Genomic DNA, 14658 nt, shown 5'->3' with positions numbered 1-14658 from the left:
CCTTTCGACATGTGTGCGGCAACTTGTCACTTATCGACAAGGCGAGTGGAGCGATCCTATGCCTGCCCGTGTTTCCACGGTCGTTCGTGCTGAATCCTTGCGTTTCGGGGGCGTTAACTCTTCGTCACGTTTTCGACTTGTTGACATTCGTCCCTCTCGGACGGGTTAGCGTGTCGCCTGACGCCGACGTCCGCCGCCACCACCTGACCGAGAACGATCGGAGCCGACCATGAGCACGACCGCACGCACCCTGACGGGGATCCGCCTCTGGGACGGCACCGCCGACCGGGGCGTGTCGACCGTCTCGTGGGACGGCGACGGCATCGTGTCGGTCGCCGCCGCGGACGCGGAGCACGACAGCGGGCTCAGCCTCATCCCCGGCATGATCGACACCCACGTGCACCTCGACTCGAGCGCAGGAACCGGGCGCGCCGACTGGGCCACCTGGCCGCTCATCACCCCCGCGGCGGAGAAGTCGCTGCACGTGGTCAAGCACGCCGCGAACGCGGCCCGCGCGGGCATCACCACCCTGCGGGACCTCGCGGGGTCCGAGGTGCAGCTCGCCGCCGCGCGCGGCCTGGACGACCACCTGGTGCCAGGACCGCGCCTGCGCGTCCACGGCACCGTCGGCATGACCGCCGGCCACGGGGACCTCTTCACCCCGCCCCACTACCCGCACCGTCCGCCGGTCGCGGACTCGCCCGACGAGTGCCGCAAGCTCGTGCGACAGTGGGCGCGCCAAGGCTCGCACGGCATCAAGATCCACGTGTCCGGTGGCGTCCTCTCGCAGGGCGATGGCGTCGGCTGGAGGAACCAGACCGACGCGGAGATCGCGACGACGATCGACGAGGCGCACGCGCTCGGCATGCTCGTCGCTGCGCACACCCACACGGTGGAGGGCGTCGACCGTGCCCTCACGCACGGCGTCGACTCGATCGAGCACGGCACCGGCATCCTTCCGCGGCACTGGGACGAGCTGATCGAGCGCAACATCCCGATCGCGCCCACGCTGCTCATCAACGACAGGATCGCCGCCCGCGAGATCCCCGTGACCGACGAGGCCGCGGAGAAGGCCGCGGGCGTCGTGGCCGAGCGCGACGACCGCTTCCGCGGCGCCGCCGAGGCAGGCGTCCGCTTCGTGCTCGGCACCGACGCGAACGGCGTGATGGTGCGCTACGGCGATCAGCACGAGGAGCTGCGCCACATGCAGTCGCTCTTCGGCTGGACCGCCGAGCGCACGCTCGTCTCGGCCACCTCGGACGCGGCCGCCGCGATCGGCATGCCCGACCTGGGCCGTATCGCCACGGGCGCGCGCGCCGACATGCTCGTCGTCCGCGGACGGCCATGGGAGTCCCTGGAGGACTTCACCGCCGACTCGATCGTCGCCGTGGTGGTCCGCGGCGAGCTCCTCTTCGGCGCCCTGCCGGAGTGACTCCACACACCCCCCATGCAAGGAGAAGACCAGTGACGAACCCCTTCCGACTCAGTCGGCGGCACCTGGTGGCCCCAGCGGCCGTGCTCGCCGCTGCCACCGCGCTCGCCGGATGCTCCAGCTCGTCGGGAACCGAGGCCACCGTCTCGGCCTCGAGCACCCCGGCGGCCGCGCAGGACGTCGTGTTCGCCATCAAGGAGGACCCGACCTGCCTCGACCCGCAGCAGACCTCGATGACGACCTCGCTCAACATCGGCCGCCAGCTCACGGACTCGCTGCTCGACCAGGACCCGGCCACCGGGGACATCGTCCCGTGGCTCGCCTCCGACTGGTCGGTGAACGACGACGCGACGGCGTACACGTTCACCCTGCGTGACGGTGTCACCTTCTCCGACGGCACCCCGCTCACGTCGGAGGTCGTCGCCGAGAACTTCGACGCGATCATGGCCCTCGGCTCGTCCGCGTCGCTCGCGAGCGCCTACCTCGCGGGCTACACCGGCACCGACGTCACCTCGGAGACCGAGTTCACGGTGAACTTCTCCGCGCCGAACGTGCAGTTCGCGCAGGGCGCCACGACCATGAGCCTCGGCATCCTGTCGGCCGACACGGTCGCGGCGTCCGCCGAGGACCGCTGCCAGTCCGTCGTCGGCACCGGCCCGTTCGTGCTCGACTCCTACACGGTCAACGACTCGGTCAAGATCGTGAAGCGCGACGGCTACGACTGGGGCTCGGAGCTGCGCGGGCACACCGGCGAGGCGTACCTCGACTCGGTGACCTTCCCGATCATCACCGAGGCCTCGGTCCGCACGGGCGGCCTCGAGTCCGGCGAGTACGACCTGATCCAGGACGTGCCCTACATCGACGAGTCGCGGTTCTCCGGCGACGCCTTCCACCTGTACGCGGCGGCCAACCCCGGCGTGCCCAACTCGTTCGTCATCAACACCACGCACGGGCTCATGGGTGACGAGGCGGTCCGCCAGGCCATCACCAAGTCGCTCGACCGCGACCAGATCAACGTCCTCACCGGCTCCGCGAGCGGCCAGGCGCCCACCAGCGTCCTCACCTCGTCGACCCCCGGCTACACGGACCTCGGCGACACCCTGGCCTACGACCCCGAAGGCGCCGCGGCGCTGCTCGAGGCCGACGGCTGGACGCTCGGCTCCGACGGCATCTACCAGAAGGACGGCCAGACGCTCACGTTCACCGTCACCGCCTTCTACGCCCAGGACGTGCTCGAGGCGGCGCAGATGCAGCTCGCCGACAACGGCATCGACATGCAGATCAACATGGTCTCCGCGGGTGACTTCTTCGGCGCCATCGCCTCGGGCGACTACGACGCCCTCGGGGCGGGCCTGACCCGCACCGACCCCGACGTGCTGCGCGTCCTGCTGTCGGTCGACTCTGCCTCGCGCTGGGGCATCGTCGACGACCCTGAGTTGGAGTCGCTGCTGCAGGAGCAGGCCGCCACGGTCGACACCGACGCCCGTCAGGCCATCGTCGACCAGATCCAGCAGCTGGTCGCGGAGAAGGCGTACGTCATCCCCGCCCTCGAGACCGTGCAGCTGCACGCCTCGTCCGCGAACGTCGAAGGCCTCACCTTCGACTCCGCGGCCCGCATCAACCTCTACGACGCCATGGTCGTCGGCTAACAGAAGGAGCATGACGTGAGATCGGCAGGAAGGCTTCACCGGGCAGGACCGCTCGTGCGGTTCGTGGCGCCCAAGGTGCTCCAATGCCTGTTCGTGGTCTGGGCCACGTACACGGTGACCTTCCTGCTGATCCACGCCCTCCCCGGCGACCCGGTGCTCGCCGCGCTCGCGGTGCGCGCCGGGGACGCCGCGACCACCGACCCTGCCGTGCTGGACGCGCTGCGCGCCCAGTACGGCCTCGACGGCTCGCTGGTCCACCAGTACGTCGCCCACTTCGTGGCACTGTTCCGCGGCGACCTCGGGGTCTCGATGGCCACCGGCTACGAGGTCTCCGACATGGTCGCGCGTGCCCTGCCGCGCACCGCCGCGGTCGCCGTGCTCGCGCTCGTGCTCGGCTTCGTCGGCGCGCTCGGCTTCACGATCGCGGCGTACCTGGCGCGGCCGCGGTGGCTGCGCAGCGCGGTGTCGCAGATCCCGCCGCTCGGCATCGCGATCCCCGCGTTCCTCACCGGCGTGGTGCTCATCAGCCTGCTCTCGTTCCAGCTGGGCTGGTTCCCCGCGTCCGGGGCCGACGGCTTCGCCTCCACGGTGATGCCGGCGGTCACGCTCTCGCTGCCCACCGGGGCGATCTTCTACCAGGTGTTCTCCGCCGCGGTCTTCGAGGCGGGCGACGCCGGCTTCGTGCGCACCGCCCAGGCCAAGGGCCTCAGCCAGCCCGTGGTCATCGGACGGCACATCCTCCGCAACGCCGTGCTGCCGTCCATCACGATCATCGGCCTCCAGATCGGCTACCTCGCGGGCGGCACCGCCGTGGTCGAGACCGTGTTCTCGCGCGACGGCATCGGCCGCATCACCGTGGACGCGGTCCTCGCGCGTGACATCAACGTGGTCACCGGGGTCGTCATGGTGGTCGCCGCCATCTACGCGGTGACCACGCTCGTGGTCGACCTCCTCTACGGCGTCCTCGACCCCCGCATCCGCACCCGCGTCGCCGCCACCCGCGCGCCGCGTCCTGTCGTCCTCGAAGGAGCCGACCCCGCATGAGGCGCCTCCTCAACCCCTTGACGCTCCTGTCCGTCCTGGTGCTGGCCGTCACGCTCATCGCAGTGATCTGGCCCGGACTGATCTCCCCGTACGACCCGTTCGACTCCGTGGGGGACGCGCGGCTCGAGCCGCCGAGCTGGGAGCACCTGTTCGGCACCGACGCGCTCGCCCGCGACGTGTTCTCGCGCGTCGTCTACGGCGCACGCCTGTCGCTCATGGCGGCCGTGCTCGCCACGGTCGCAGGCGCGGTGCTCGGCGGCCTGATCGGCCTGATCAGCGGAACCGCCGGCGGGCGCCTCGACTTCGTGCTCATGCGCTTCGTCGACGTCATGCTCGCGATCCCAGGCATCCTGCTCGCCCTCATCGTGGTCGCCTCGCTCGGCTTCGGAGCCGTATCCATCGCGATCGGCGTCGGCCTGGGCGCCACCGGCTCGTTCGCCAGGGTGATGCGCGCCCAGGTGATGCGCGTGCGGCACGAGGAGTACATCGAGGCCGCCCGCACCATGGGGCTTCGACGTCCCACGATCCTCCTGCGGCACGTGCTGCCCAACGCGTCGCAGCCGATCGTCGCGATGGCGTCCACCGAGCTCGCGCTCGCGATCCTGGCGGTGTCCGCGCTCAGCTTCCTCGGCTTCGGCGCCCAGCCTCCGACGCCCGAGTGGGGCTCCCTGGTGTCCGACGGTCGCCAGTTCATCGCCACCGCGCCCTGGCTGAGCATCATGCCCGGCGCGGTCATCCTCGTGGTGGTGCTCGCCGTCAACGGGCTCGCACGGGAGCTGGGAGGCAACCGATGACCGACCTGCCGATCCTGCGGGTCTCCGACCTGCACGTCACCTACGGCTCCGGCTCGGGACGCCACCACGCCGTCCGCGGCGTCGACCTCGAGCTCGGCGCCGGGCGCATCCTCGCCGTCGTCGGCGAGTCGGGCTCCGGCAAGAGCACGCTCGCCAACGCCGTGCTCGGCCTCCTGCCTGACGGTGCCAAGCGCTCCTCCGGCACGGTCGAGGTCGACGGCATCACGCTCACCTCCTTGAGCGAACGCGCCCTCCGCCGGGTGCGAGGGGACGTCGTCGGCTACGTGCCGCAGGATCCGTCGCGCAGCCTGAACCCGGTGTTGCGCATCGGCGAGCAGATCGCAGAGGCGTTGCGCCGGCACACCGGCGCCACCCGAGACGCAGCCGCGGCGAGGGCCGTCGAGATCCTCGACGAGGTGGGGATCCCCGAGCCCGCACGTCGCGCGCGCCAGTACCCGCACGAGCTCTCAGGGGGCCTGCGCCAGCGCGTGCTGATCGGCATCGCGTGGGCGTGCACGCCGCGGCTCGTGATCGCGGACGAGCCCACCAGCGCGCTCGACGTCACCGTGCAGCGCCATGTGCTCGACCGCATGGAGCGGCTCCGAGCCGACCACGGCACCGCCGTCCTGCTCATCACGCACGACCTCGCGGTCGCCGCGGATCGCGCCGACGACATCATCGTCATGCAGCACGGCCAGATCGTGGAGTCCGGCGTTGCCGCGTCCGTCCTCGAGTCCCCGCAGCACGAGTACACGCGCGCCCTCGTGGCCGCCGCGCCCGGCCTGCGCGCCGAGCGCCTCGTGCCCCGCGTGGAGGTCGCCACGGCGACCGCGGCCTCGGACACCCCGCTGCTCACGGTGAGCGGGCTGGTGAAGACGTATCCGGGCGACGGTGGCGCGGGACCCGTGCATGCGGTCAAGGGCGTCGACCTGACCATCGGGCGCCGTCAGACGTTCTCGATCGTCGGAGAGTCCGGCTCCGGCAAGTCGACGACAGCGCGGATGATCGCGCGCATCATCGACGCGGACTCGGGCGTCATCAGCTTCGACGGCCAGGACCTCGCCGCCATGAAGGGCGAGGAGCTGAGGCGGTTCCGCCAGTACATCCAGGTGGTGTTCCAGAACCCCGTCGGCTCGCTCGACCCGCGCATGACCGTCGAGCGGATCGTCACCGAGCCGCTCCGGGCCCGCGGGCTGGCGTCGCGTCGCGAGCGGACTGCGACTGCGCGAGAGCTGCTCGACCAGGTGCGCCTGGGCTCCGAGCACCTGGGCCGTCGTCCCGCCCAGCTTTCGGGAGGGCAGGCGCAGCGCGTCGCGATCGCCAGGGCGCTCGCCGCCCGGCCCGAGCTGCTGGTGCTCGACGAGCCGGTGTCGGCGCTCGACGTGTCCGTCCAGGAGCAGGTCCTCCAGCTGCTCGTCGACCTCCAGGCGGAGCACGGGCTCACCTACCTCTTCATCTCCCACGACCTCGCCGTGGTGCGCCAGATCTCGGACCGCATCGCCGTGATGTCGGACGGGCTGGTGGTGGAGCAGGGGACGGCGGCCGATGTGCTCGAGCGGCCCGCGTCGCCGTACACGCGCGAGCTCCTGTCCGCGATCCCCGGCAAGGCCGCAGCGGCCGGCGGCAGGTGACCTCGCCCCCCGTCCGTGAGGCGACGCTGCCCGCGAGCGTGCTTCCCCTAGACTCCCTGGCATGCACCTCAAGACGCTGACGCTGCGCGGGTTCAAGTCCTTCGCGTCGGCGACCACCCTGGAGTTCGAGCCCGGCGTGACGTGCGTCGTCGGCCCGAACGGCTCGGGCAAGTCGAACGTGGTGGACGCGCTCGCCTGGGTCATGGGCGAGCAGGGCGCGAAGACGCTGCGTGGCGGCAAGATGGACGACGTCATCTTCGCCGGCACCTCGGGCCGCGCCCCGCTGGGCCGCGCCGAGGTGTCCCTCACCATCGACAACGCCGACGGCGCGCTCCCGATCGACTACTCCGAGGTGACGATCTCGCGCACCCTGTTCCGCTCCGGCGGCTCCGAGTATGCGATCAACGGCTCGTCGTGCCGCCTGCTCGACATCCAGGACCTGCTGTCCGACTCGGGTCTGGGCCGCGAGATGCACGTGATCGTCGGCCAGGGTCAGCTGGACGCGGTGCTGCGCGCCACCCCGGAGGAGCGCAGGCACTTCATCGAGGAGGCCGCCGGGATCCTCAAGCACCGCAGGCGCAAGGACAAGGCGCTGCGCAAGCTCGACGCGATGCAGGCGAACCTCACGCGCGTGCAGGACCTCACCGCTGAGATCCGCCGTCAGCTGGGCCCGCTGGGCAAGCAGGCCGAGGTCGCCCGCCAGGCGCAGACCATCCAGGTCCAGGTGCGCGACGCCCGGTCCCGTCTGCTGGCCGACGACCTCGCGAGGCTGTCGAGCCAGCTCGAGAAGGACCACGCCGACGAGACCGCGCTGCTCGAGCAGCGAGCGGCCGTCGAGAAGGCGATGCAGGAGGCGCGGGAGCGGCTCACCGAGCTGGAGCGGGCCGCGGCCGAGGCGACGCCTGAGCTCACCAGGGCCAACGACATCTTCTATCGCCTCAGCGCCATCCGGGAGCGGCTGCGGAACCTCGCGACGCTCGCAGAGGAGCGGCTGCGCATGCTCGGCACGCAGGTCGACATGGCACCTCCGACCGACCTCGTGGATCTGGACGAGCAGGTGGAGCGCGCGAAGGTCGCGCGCGCCGAGCTCGACGCCGAGGTCGCCGCCGCCGCCGTCGCGCTCGAGGAGGCCGAGAAGGCGCGCAAGGACGCCGAGGACGTCGCGTACGCCTCCGAGCGCCACCACGCCACCCTGCTGCGCTCCATCGCGGACCGCCGCGAGGGCGTCGCCCGCATCGCCTCCCAGGTGGCCGCCAAGCGGTCCCGCGTCGAGGCGACGGAGGCCGAGACGGGCCGCGTCCAGGAGCAGCTCGCCGCCGCGCAGAAGAGGGCGCACGACGCCACCAAGGAGTTCCAGGCGCTCGAGACGACGGTCACGTCCGTCGAGGAGGGCGAGGAGGACCTCGACGAGCAGCACGAGGCCGCCACCGTCGAATGGGACGCCGCGAAGCAGGCGCTGTCCGAGCTCAAGGACGTGCTCAACACCGCCATGCGGGAGAGGGACACCTGGGCCGCCAAAGCGGAGGCCCTCGAGCTGTCGCTGGCCCGGAAGGACGGTGCGGGCGCGCTGCTCGCGGAGGGCGTGCGCGCCGTCCGCGGGACGGTCGCCGCGCTCGTCGAGGTCGAGGGCGACGCGGAGGACGCGATCGCGGCCGCGCTCGGGCCGTTGGCGGATGCGCTCGCGGTCGACACGGTCGAGGATGCCGTGGACGCGATCCGATGGCTGCGAGACGAGGACGCTGGCCGCGCCCGCTTCGTGGTCGCCGACCCCGAAGCCGTCGCGTCGAACCCGTCCGTCACCCTTCCAGACGCCGCGGCGTGGGCATCCGACCTGGTGAACGGTCCTCACGGCATCGTGGACACCGTGCGCGCCGCGCTCTCCGGCGTCGCCGTGGTGGACGACCTGGCCGCGGCGCGCGCCCTCGTCTCCGCCCACCGGGACGTGGTCGCTGTCACCCGACGCGGAGACCTGCTGTCCGCGCGCGACGCCTACGGCGGCGCCGGGGACGCGCCGAGCGTGCTCCACATGCAGGCCGCGCTGGACGACGCCCGGGAGCGTCGCGACGAGGCCGCCCGCAGGGTGGAGGCCACCAGCTTCGAGATCCGCGCCGCCGAGGAGGCAGAGCAGTCCACCCATGCGCGGTTCCAGGCCACGCTCGACCGTCTCAACGAGTCCGACGCGCGCATGTCGGCCGTCGCCGAGCAGCTGGGCCACCTCAACGCATCGGCCCGCGCGGCGCGCGCGGAGGCCGAGCGGCTGCAGGTCCAGCTCGAGGAGGCGGCTGAGCGGACCCGCGTCGACCAGGAGGCGCTCGCCGAGCTCACCGAGCGCCTGACCGCCGCGCAGGCCGAGCCCGAGCAGTTCGAGGCCGACGTGGCACAGGCGCAGGAGGTGCGTGCGGCGGACGCCCGCAGCGCCACCGCTGCGCGTGCGAAGGAGACCGAGGCGCGGCTGACGCTGCGCACCTCGGAGGAACGGGCGCGAGCGCTGGCGGCGCGGGCGGAGAGCCTGGAGCGCGCTGCCGAGGCCGAGCGGGATGCTCGCGCCAGGGCCGCCGAGGCGGCGGCGAGGCGCGAGCGCCAGGCCGTCGCGGCGCGTGAGGTGCTGGCCGGTGCGCAGGAGGCGCTCACCGCGATCGACGTGTCGGTGCAGCGGGCGGACGATGCGCGCGCCGAGGCGGAGCTGGCACGCACCGAGCGTTCCGGCGAGCTCAGCAAGGTGCGCCGCACGGTCGACGAGTACTCGCAGGAGCATGCCCGGCTCACCGACGACGCCCACCGTGACGAGGTGGCGCGCGCCCAGATGCGGGTGCGCCTGGAGCAGATGGAGCAGCGCGCGATCGACGAGCTGAGCGTCGACCCCGCGCAGCTGGTGGAGGAGTTCGGTCCACATCTGCCCGTGCCCGTGCTGGGGGAGGCGGGCGAGGCTGCGCGTGAGAAGGCCGCCGTCGTCGCCGCCGAACGAGGCGAGGAGCTGCCTGAGGACTTCGCTCCCACGGAGCCGTTCGTGCGCGAGGTCCAGGAGAAGCGGCTGCGTCAGGCAGAGCGGGCCATGGGTCAGCTGGGCCGGGTCAACCCGCTCGCGCTCGAGGAGTTCGCGGCCCTGGAGGAGCGCCACACGTTCCTGCAGGAGCAGCTTGCCGACATCAAGAAGTCGCGCGAGGACCTGCTCGAGATCGTGAAGGAGATCGACGAGCGGGTCGAGCGCATCTTCACGGAGGCCTTCGACGACACCGCGGCCCAGTTCGAGCGGATCTTCCCGCGGCTGTTCCCCGGGGGCGAGGGCCGGTTGGTGCTCACGGACCCCAGGCACATGCTCACCACAGGGATCGAGGTCGAGGCGCGTCCCGCCGGCAAGAAGGTGAAGCGGCTGTCGCTGCTGTCCGGCGGCGAGCGCTCCCTGACGGCCGTCGCGCTGCTGGTCGCGATCTTCAAGGCGCGTCCCAGCCCGTTCTACGTGATGGACGAGGTCGAGGCGGCGCTGGACGACATGAACCTGGGACGACTGCTCGAGATCTTCACCGAGCTCCAGGAGGACTCGCAGCTGATCGTCATCACGCACCAGAAGCGCACCATGGAGATCGCCGATGCGCTGTACGGCGTGACGATGCGTGGCGACGGGGTGACGACCGTGATCTCGCAGCGACTGCGTGACGAGGGCGACGCGGCCTAGCGTCGCGGTCCTTGCGGCGACCTGCGGCGCTACCTGGGGGAGCCGGGAACCACCTGCAGGTCGTAGTCCGCCGCGGCTCCGCCGAAGAACGTGGTGACGGCGATCAGGAGCCTGCCCTGCGGCAGCACCCGGTCGATCAGCGGGTCCGTGTCGGTCAGCGACGTCGAGTACGGGGAGTCGTCCGTCCATGCGACCCTCACCGGCTGCCCGTCGACGAACCTCACGATCTCCAGCACCAGGTCCTGGTCTGCGAGCGTGGCCGCCTGCACGACGAGGCGCTGCTGGCTCGGGTTGTCGAGGCAGAGGTACTGGGTCTCGCCCTCCATCGTGACCTCGTCCCCGACGGCCAGTTGGGGGGCGGCGTCGCAGTCGGCCTCCGTGACGCCGTCGATGACGGTGCTGATCGCTCCCGTGCGCATGAACGTCCCAGCCGGGCCGGCGTAGAGGGTGAGGCTGCCGGGGTCGGCATCGAACCAGGCCGACGCGCTGATCAGGTACTCGCCGGGGGCCACGTCGATCGTGACCTCGGGGTCGTAGCCGAACACGTCGTCGTTCGACTGGAGCACGCGTGCGACCCCGTCGTCGTCGAACTGGGAGACGCTGAGCATGAGGTCGGGCCCGCCCTCGTCCGGCGTCACGTCCGAGTGCGACTCGGCTCCCGCCACGAGGAACGTCTGTGACGTCACCTTGAGGCAGAGGTACGGCGACGAGCCGTCGACGTCGAGGGTGCCGCTGTCGGTCACCTCCGGGACGGTGTCGCCGCAGTCGGCGAGTGTGGGCACCGCCACGCCTGCGGTGAGCGACGCGTCGTCCGACGCCTGCAGGGTGGACGTGTAGACGAGGAAAGGGGGTGCCTCGGAGCCGTCGAGCGCGGTGACGGTCCCGACGTAGGTGCCGGGGGCGACGGTGACCGTCACCACGGGGTCGCTGCCAAGGGTCGTGTCGGCGGTGGCGAGCACCACGCCGTCGACGGTGCCGAGCGTCATCGCGAGGCCGTCCCCCTCGGTGAGCGCGGCCGCGCCGACGGTGAGCTCCACGCGCTGCTCGACGACCAGGCAGAACGGATCGCCCGGCTGGACGACCTGGGTGTCGAGCTCGAGCGGCGTGGCGCCGGCGGCGGCGCAGTCGGCTGCAGCCTTGGGGGAGGGCGAGCCGCTCGGCTGGTCCTCGCCGCGTGAGGCGAGCGCCCAGCCGGCGGCCGCCACGGCGACGAGCGCGAGCGCCCCGGCGGCGCCGTACAATCGTCGGCGGACGCGCGACGACGGAGTGGGGACGTCGTCCTTCGAGCCGGGGGGCTCGGTCGGATCGTCCTGCCTCGTGCGGTCGGGGTCCGTCATGGGGGGAGCGTAACCCGACCCTCGGACGTTGGCGCTCAAGAGGGCACGGGCATGTCCGGCTTGCCATGCAGGCCATCCCGGGTCATCCTGAATATCCGTTTCATCCGATTCCTGAGAGGATCCGTCAGCACAGTGATCTCGTTCCACGACATGGAGGGCGCCCTGATCCCCGCGATCGTGCTCGCGCTCGTCGTCATCGTCGCCGCCGGGCTGGCCGAGGGCCGCGGGCGGTATCTGCTCGGCGTGCTGCTGGGCATCCGGGAGCGTGAGGATCTCAAGGAGACGATGCTGGGGGACGACGTCCCACGGGAGCAGAGCGACTGGTCGCTGGTGGGCAGGGTCGACTCTCCCACGCGAGAGCAGGACGGCGAGCACGTGCCGGGCCTGAGGGATGTCGCGGCGCTGAAGGACCAGCTCCCTCAGCTCAAGGAGCACGTGCCCAGCCTCAAGGAGCTGCCGATCCTGCACCGTCTCCGCGACGGTCACGACGAGTCTGCGCTGCACGACGCCGTCCGACGCTGACCGTCTGAGAGACTTGCCGCGTGGACGTCTCATGGATCCCTGGAAGCGCTGACCTCGTCGTCGTGATCGTCGCCGCGGCGGCGATCGCAGGAGGCGCGGTCGCGCTGCTGCGTCGGCCCGGCAGGGGCGGGGGCGAGCCGCAGGCTCCGACGCCCGCTCCGCGTGATGGCGCGCGCCCGGCACCTGCGGATGAGGGGACTCGGGCCGCGCCGGCGCGACCTGCGCCTGAGGATCCGTCATCCCGGCTCGCGCGCCTGCGGTCCCGCCTGTCCGGGGGGATGGGCAGCGCCCTGCTCGCGATCTTCTCGCGCGGCTCGCTGAGCGCCGACGACTGGGAGGAGCTCGAGGAGACGTTGCTCGCCGCCGACGTCGGTGCGGCGTCCACGGAGGCGCTTCTGGACGACCTCAGGGCGCGCCTCAAGGCCACGCCTGACGCCGAGCCGTACGCCCTGCTGAGGGAGGCCCTGCTGGCGGTCGTCGATCCGGGTCTCGACCGCTCGCTCGACCTCGCGCCCGCGGACGGGGTCCCTGCGACCGCCGTCGTGGTGGGGGTGAACGGCGTCGGCAAGACGACCACGGTCGGCAAGCTCGCGCGCGTGCTCGTCGCCGAGGGCCGCACCGTGGTGCTGGGCGCCGCGGACACGTTCCGCGCGGCGGCGGCGGACCAGCTGGAGACCTGGGGTGCGCGCGTGGGCGTGCCCGTGGTGCGCTCCGATCGCGACGGGGCCGACCCCGCGTCGGTCGCATTCGAGGCAGCGCAGAAGGGCAGGGACGACGGTGCCGACGTGGTGCTCGTCGACACCGCCGGCCGCCTGCAGAACAAGGCGGGGCTCATGGACGAGCTCGGCAAGATCGTGCGCGTGGTGTCGAAGGTGAGCCCGCCTCGCGAGGTGCTGCTGGTGCTCGACGCGACCACAGGGCAGAACGGTCTCACGCAGGCGCGCGTCTTCGGCGAGGTCGCCCCGCTCACCGGCATCGTGCTGACCAAGCTGGACGGCACCGCTCGTGGCGGCATCGTGGTCGCCGTGCAGCGAGAGCTGGGCGTGCCGGTCAAGTTCATCGGGCTGGGCGAAGGGGAGGACGATCTCGCCCCGTTCGACGCCGCGCAGTTCGTGGACGGCATCCTCGGGCGCTGAGCCCGCGCGGCAAGGCCTGGGCGTCTCAGCAGGTGGGATGGGCAACACACCTTTTACGCGGCCCAGCACGCTGTAACCGCCCGGAAACACGGGGGCAGTTCAGGCGAAACAGTAGTGCGATTGTCTGGTCCTGCTGCCGGCCGAGTGGCCGGCGGAGGGAGAAAAACAATGGATTTCACGCTGGATTCCGGCAACACCGCGTGGATGATCGTTGCGACCGCACTCGTCCTCCTGATGACGCCGGCGCTGGCGTTCTTCTACGGGGGCATGGTTCGCACGAAGTCCGTGCTCAACATGATGATGATGAGCTTCATCAGCGTCGCCACCATCGGCGTCGTGTGGTTCGTCTACGGTTACGGCCTCGCGTTCGGCGGTGACACCCTCGGCGGACTCGTGGGCAGCCCGTCCGGCCTCGTCGGCCTCAACGGTGTCGGCGACGACATGAGCCTCGCCGCAAGCTCCGGCGTCCCGACGCTCGTGATGGCGGCCTTCCAGGCCACCTTCGCGATCATCACGGTCGCCCTGATCTCCGGTTCGGTGGCGGACCGCATGAAGTTCGGCGCCTGGACCCTCTTCACGGTCCTGTGGGTCACGCTGGTCTACACCCCGATCGCCCACGGCGTCTGGGGCGGGGGCCTCCTCGGCTCGTTCTCGCCGTCGACCGTCATCGACTTCGCCGGTGGAACCGTCGTCCACATCAACGCCGGTGTCGCGGGCCTCGTGCTCGCCATCCTGCTCGGCACCCGCAAGGGCTTCGGCAAGGAGCCCTTCAAGCCTCACAACCTGCCGTTCGTGATGCTCGGCTCCGCGCTCCTGTGGTTCGGCTGGTTCGGCTTCAACGCCGGCTCCGAGTTCGCCGCCGACGCCACCGCGGGTCGTGCGTTCCTCAACACCACGATCGCCCCCGCAGTCGCCGTCCTCGGCTGGCTGCTGGTGGAGAAGATCCGCGACGGCAAGCCGACCTCGCTCGGTGCCGCCTCCGGTATCGTCGCCGGTCTGGTCGCGATCACCCCGGCCGCCGCGAACGTCGACACCTGGGGCGCCCTCGCCATCGGCTTCATCGCCGGTGTCGTCTGCGCCATGGCTGTGGGTCTCAAGTACAAGTTCGGCTACGACGACTCGCTCGACGTCGTGGGCGTCCACCTGGTCGGCGGTGTCGTCGGCACCGTCCTGATCGGCTTCTTCGCGAACCTGGACGAGGGCACCACGTGGGCCCCGGACGGCGCGCTGAACGGCCTGTTCTACGGTGGCGGCTGGACCCAGCTCGGCACCCAGATCATCGGTGCTCTCGTCGCGATCATCTTCTCGGGTGTCATGACGCTTATCATCGGTCTTGCGCTCAAGTACACGATCGGCATCCGCGTGCCCGAGGAGGTCGAGGTCTCCGGCATCGACCTCGCCGAGCACGGTGAGACCGCCTACGAGGAGGCTGTGTAAACA

10 protein-coding genes are annotated in these 14658 nt (G+C 71.3%); 9 read left to right on the top strand and 1 reads right to left on the bottom strand.

All coding sequences use genetic code 11. The features are described from left to right. Positions 1 to 229 precede the first annotated feature (229 nt). The 6 genes from RN607_RS08985 to smc all read left to right on the top strand — a co-directional run bounded on the left by RN607_RS08985 (position 230) and on the right by smc (position 10223). Entirely contained in the window at positions 230 to 1432 is a 1203-nt protein-coding gene (locus tag RN607_RS08985; protein ID WP_313496378.1) for a metal-dependent hydrolase family protein, read from the top strand. Between the two features lie 32 nt (positions 1433 to 1464). After that, positions 1465 to 3081, top strand: coding sequence for an ABC transporter substrate-binding protein (locus tag RN607_RS08980; protein ID WP_313542011.1), 1617 nt, complete (start codon positions 1465 to 1467; stop codon positions 3079 to 3081). Between the two features lie 15 nt (positions 3082 to 3096). Then, positions 3097 to 4125 carry an ABC transporter permease gene (locus tag RN607_RS08975; RefSeq protein WP_313542008.1) on the top strand — a complete coding sequence of 343 codons (1029 nt, stop codon included), beginning with the start codon at positions 3097 to 3099 and terminating at the stop codon, positions 4123 to 4125. Then, a complete protein-coding gene (locus RN607_RS08970; protein WP_313496373.1) occupies positions 4122 to 4919 on the top strand; it encodes an ABC transporter permease in 798 nt (265 codons plus the stop codon). Before RN607_RS08975 ends, RN607_RS08970 begins: the two co-directional genes overlap by 4 nt. After that, positions 4916 to 6550 (top strand): dipeptide ABC transporter ATP-binding protein, encoded by a 1635-nt coding sequence (locus RN607_RS08965; RefSeq protein ID WP_313542005.1) that lies wholly within the window; start codon positions 4916 to 4918, stop codon positions 6548 to 6550. Before RN607_RS08970 ends, RN607_RS08965 begins: the two co-directional genes overlap by 4 nt. A gap of 61 nt (positions 6551 to 6611) precedes the next feature. Beyond that, on the top strand, positions 6612 to 10223 hold the full coding sequence (gene smc, locus RN607_RS08960) for a chromosome segregation protein SMC (RefSeq protein WP_313542003.1): 3612 nt from the start codon (positions 6612 to 6614) through the stop codon (positions 10221 to 10223). 29 nt (positions 10224 to 10252) lie between these two features. On the opposite strand, the gene RN607_RS08955 is transcribed toward smc, so the two are convergent. After that, complete coding sequence (locus tag RN607_RS08955) at positions 10253 to 11560, bottom strand: hypothetical protein (protein ID WP_313542000.1); 1308 nt, start codon at positions 11558 to 11560, stop codon at positions 10253 to 10255. A 132-nt stretch (positions 11561 to 11692) separates the two neighbouring features. Between RN607_RS08955 and RN607_RS08950 the strand changes: the two genes are divergently transcribed. The 3 genes from RN607_RS08950 to RN607_RS08940 all read left to right on the top strand — a co-directional run bounded on the left by RN607_RS08950 (position 11693) and on the right by RN607_RS08940 (position 14655). Next, entirely contained in the window at positions 11693 to 12082 is a 390-nt protein-coding gene (locus RN607_RS08950) for a hypothetical protein (protein WP_313496366.1), read from the top strand. A gap of 20 nt (positions 12083 to 12102) precedes the next feature. Further along, positions 12103 to 13218, top strand: coding sequence for a signal recognition particle-docking protein FtsY (gene ftsY, locus RN607_RS08945; protein WP_313541997.1), 1116 nt, complete (start codon positions 12103 to 12105; stop codon positions 13216 to 13218). Positions 13219 to 13386: 168 nt separating this feature from the next. Then, the gene (locus tag RN607_RS08940) at positions 13387 to 14655 is read left to right on the top strand and encodes an ammonium transporter (protein WP_313496363.1); all 1269 of its coding nucleotides are present in this window, start codon (positions 13387 to 13389) and stop codon (positions 14653 to 14655) included. Positions 14656 to 14658 lie beyond the last annotated feature (3 nt).

It is taken from the genome of Demequina capsici, assembly GCF_032102965.1.
Lineage (GTDB): Bacteria > Actinomycetota > Actinomycetes > Actinomycetales > Demequinaceae > Demequina > Demequina capsici.
Note: the sequence above shows the minus strand (reverse complement) of the source record. Positions and strands in the feature narration are given on the sequence as shown.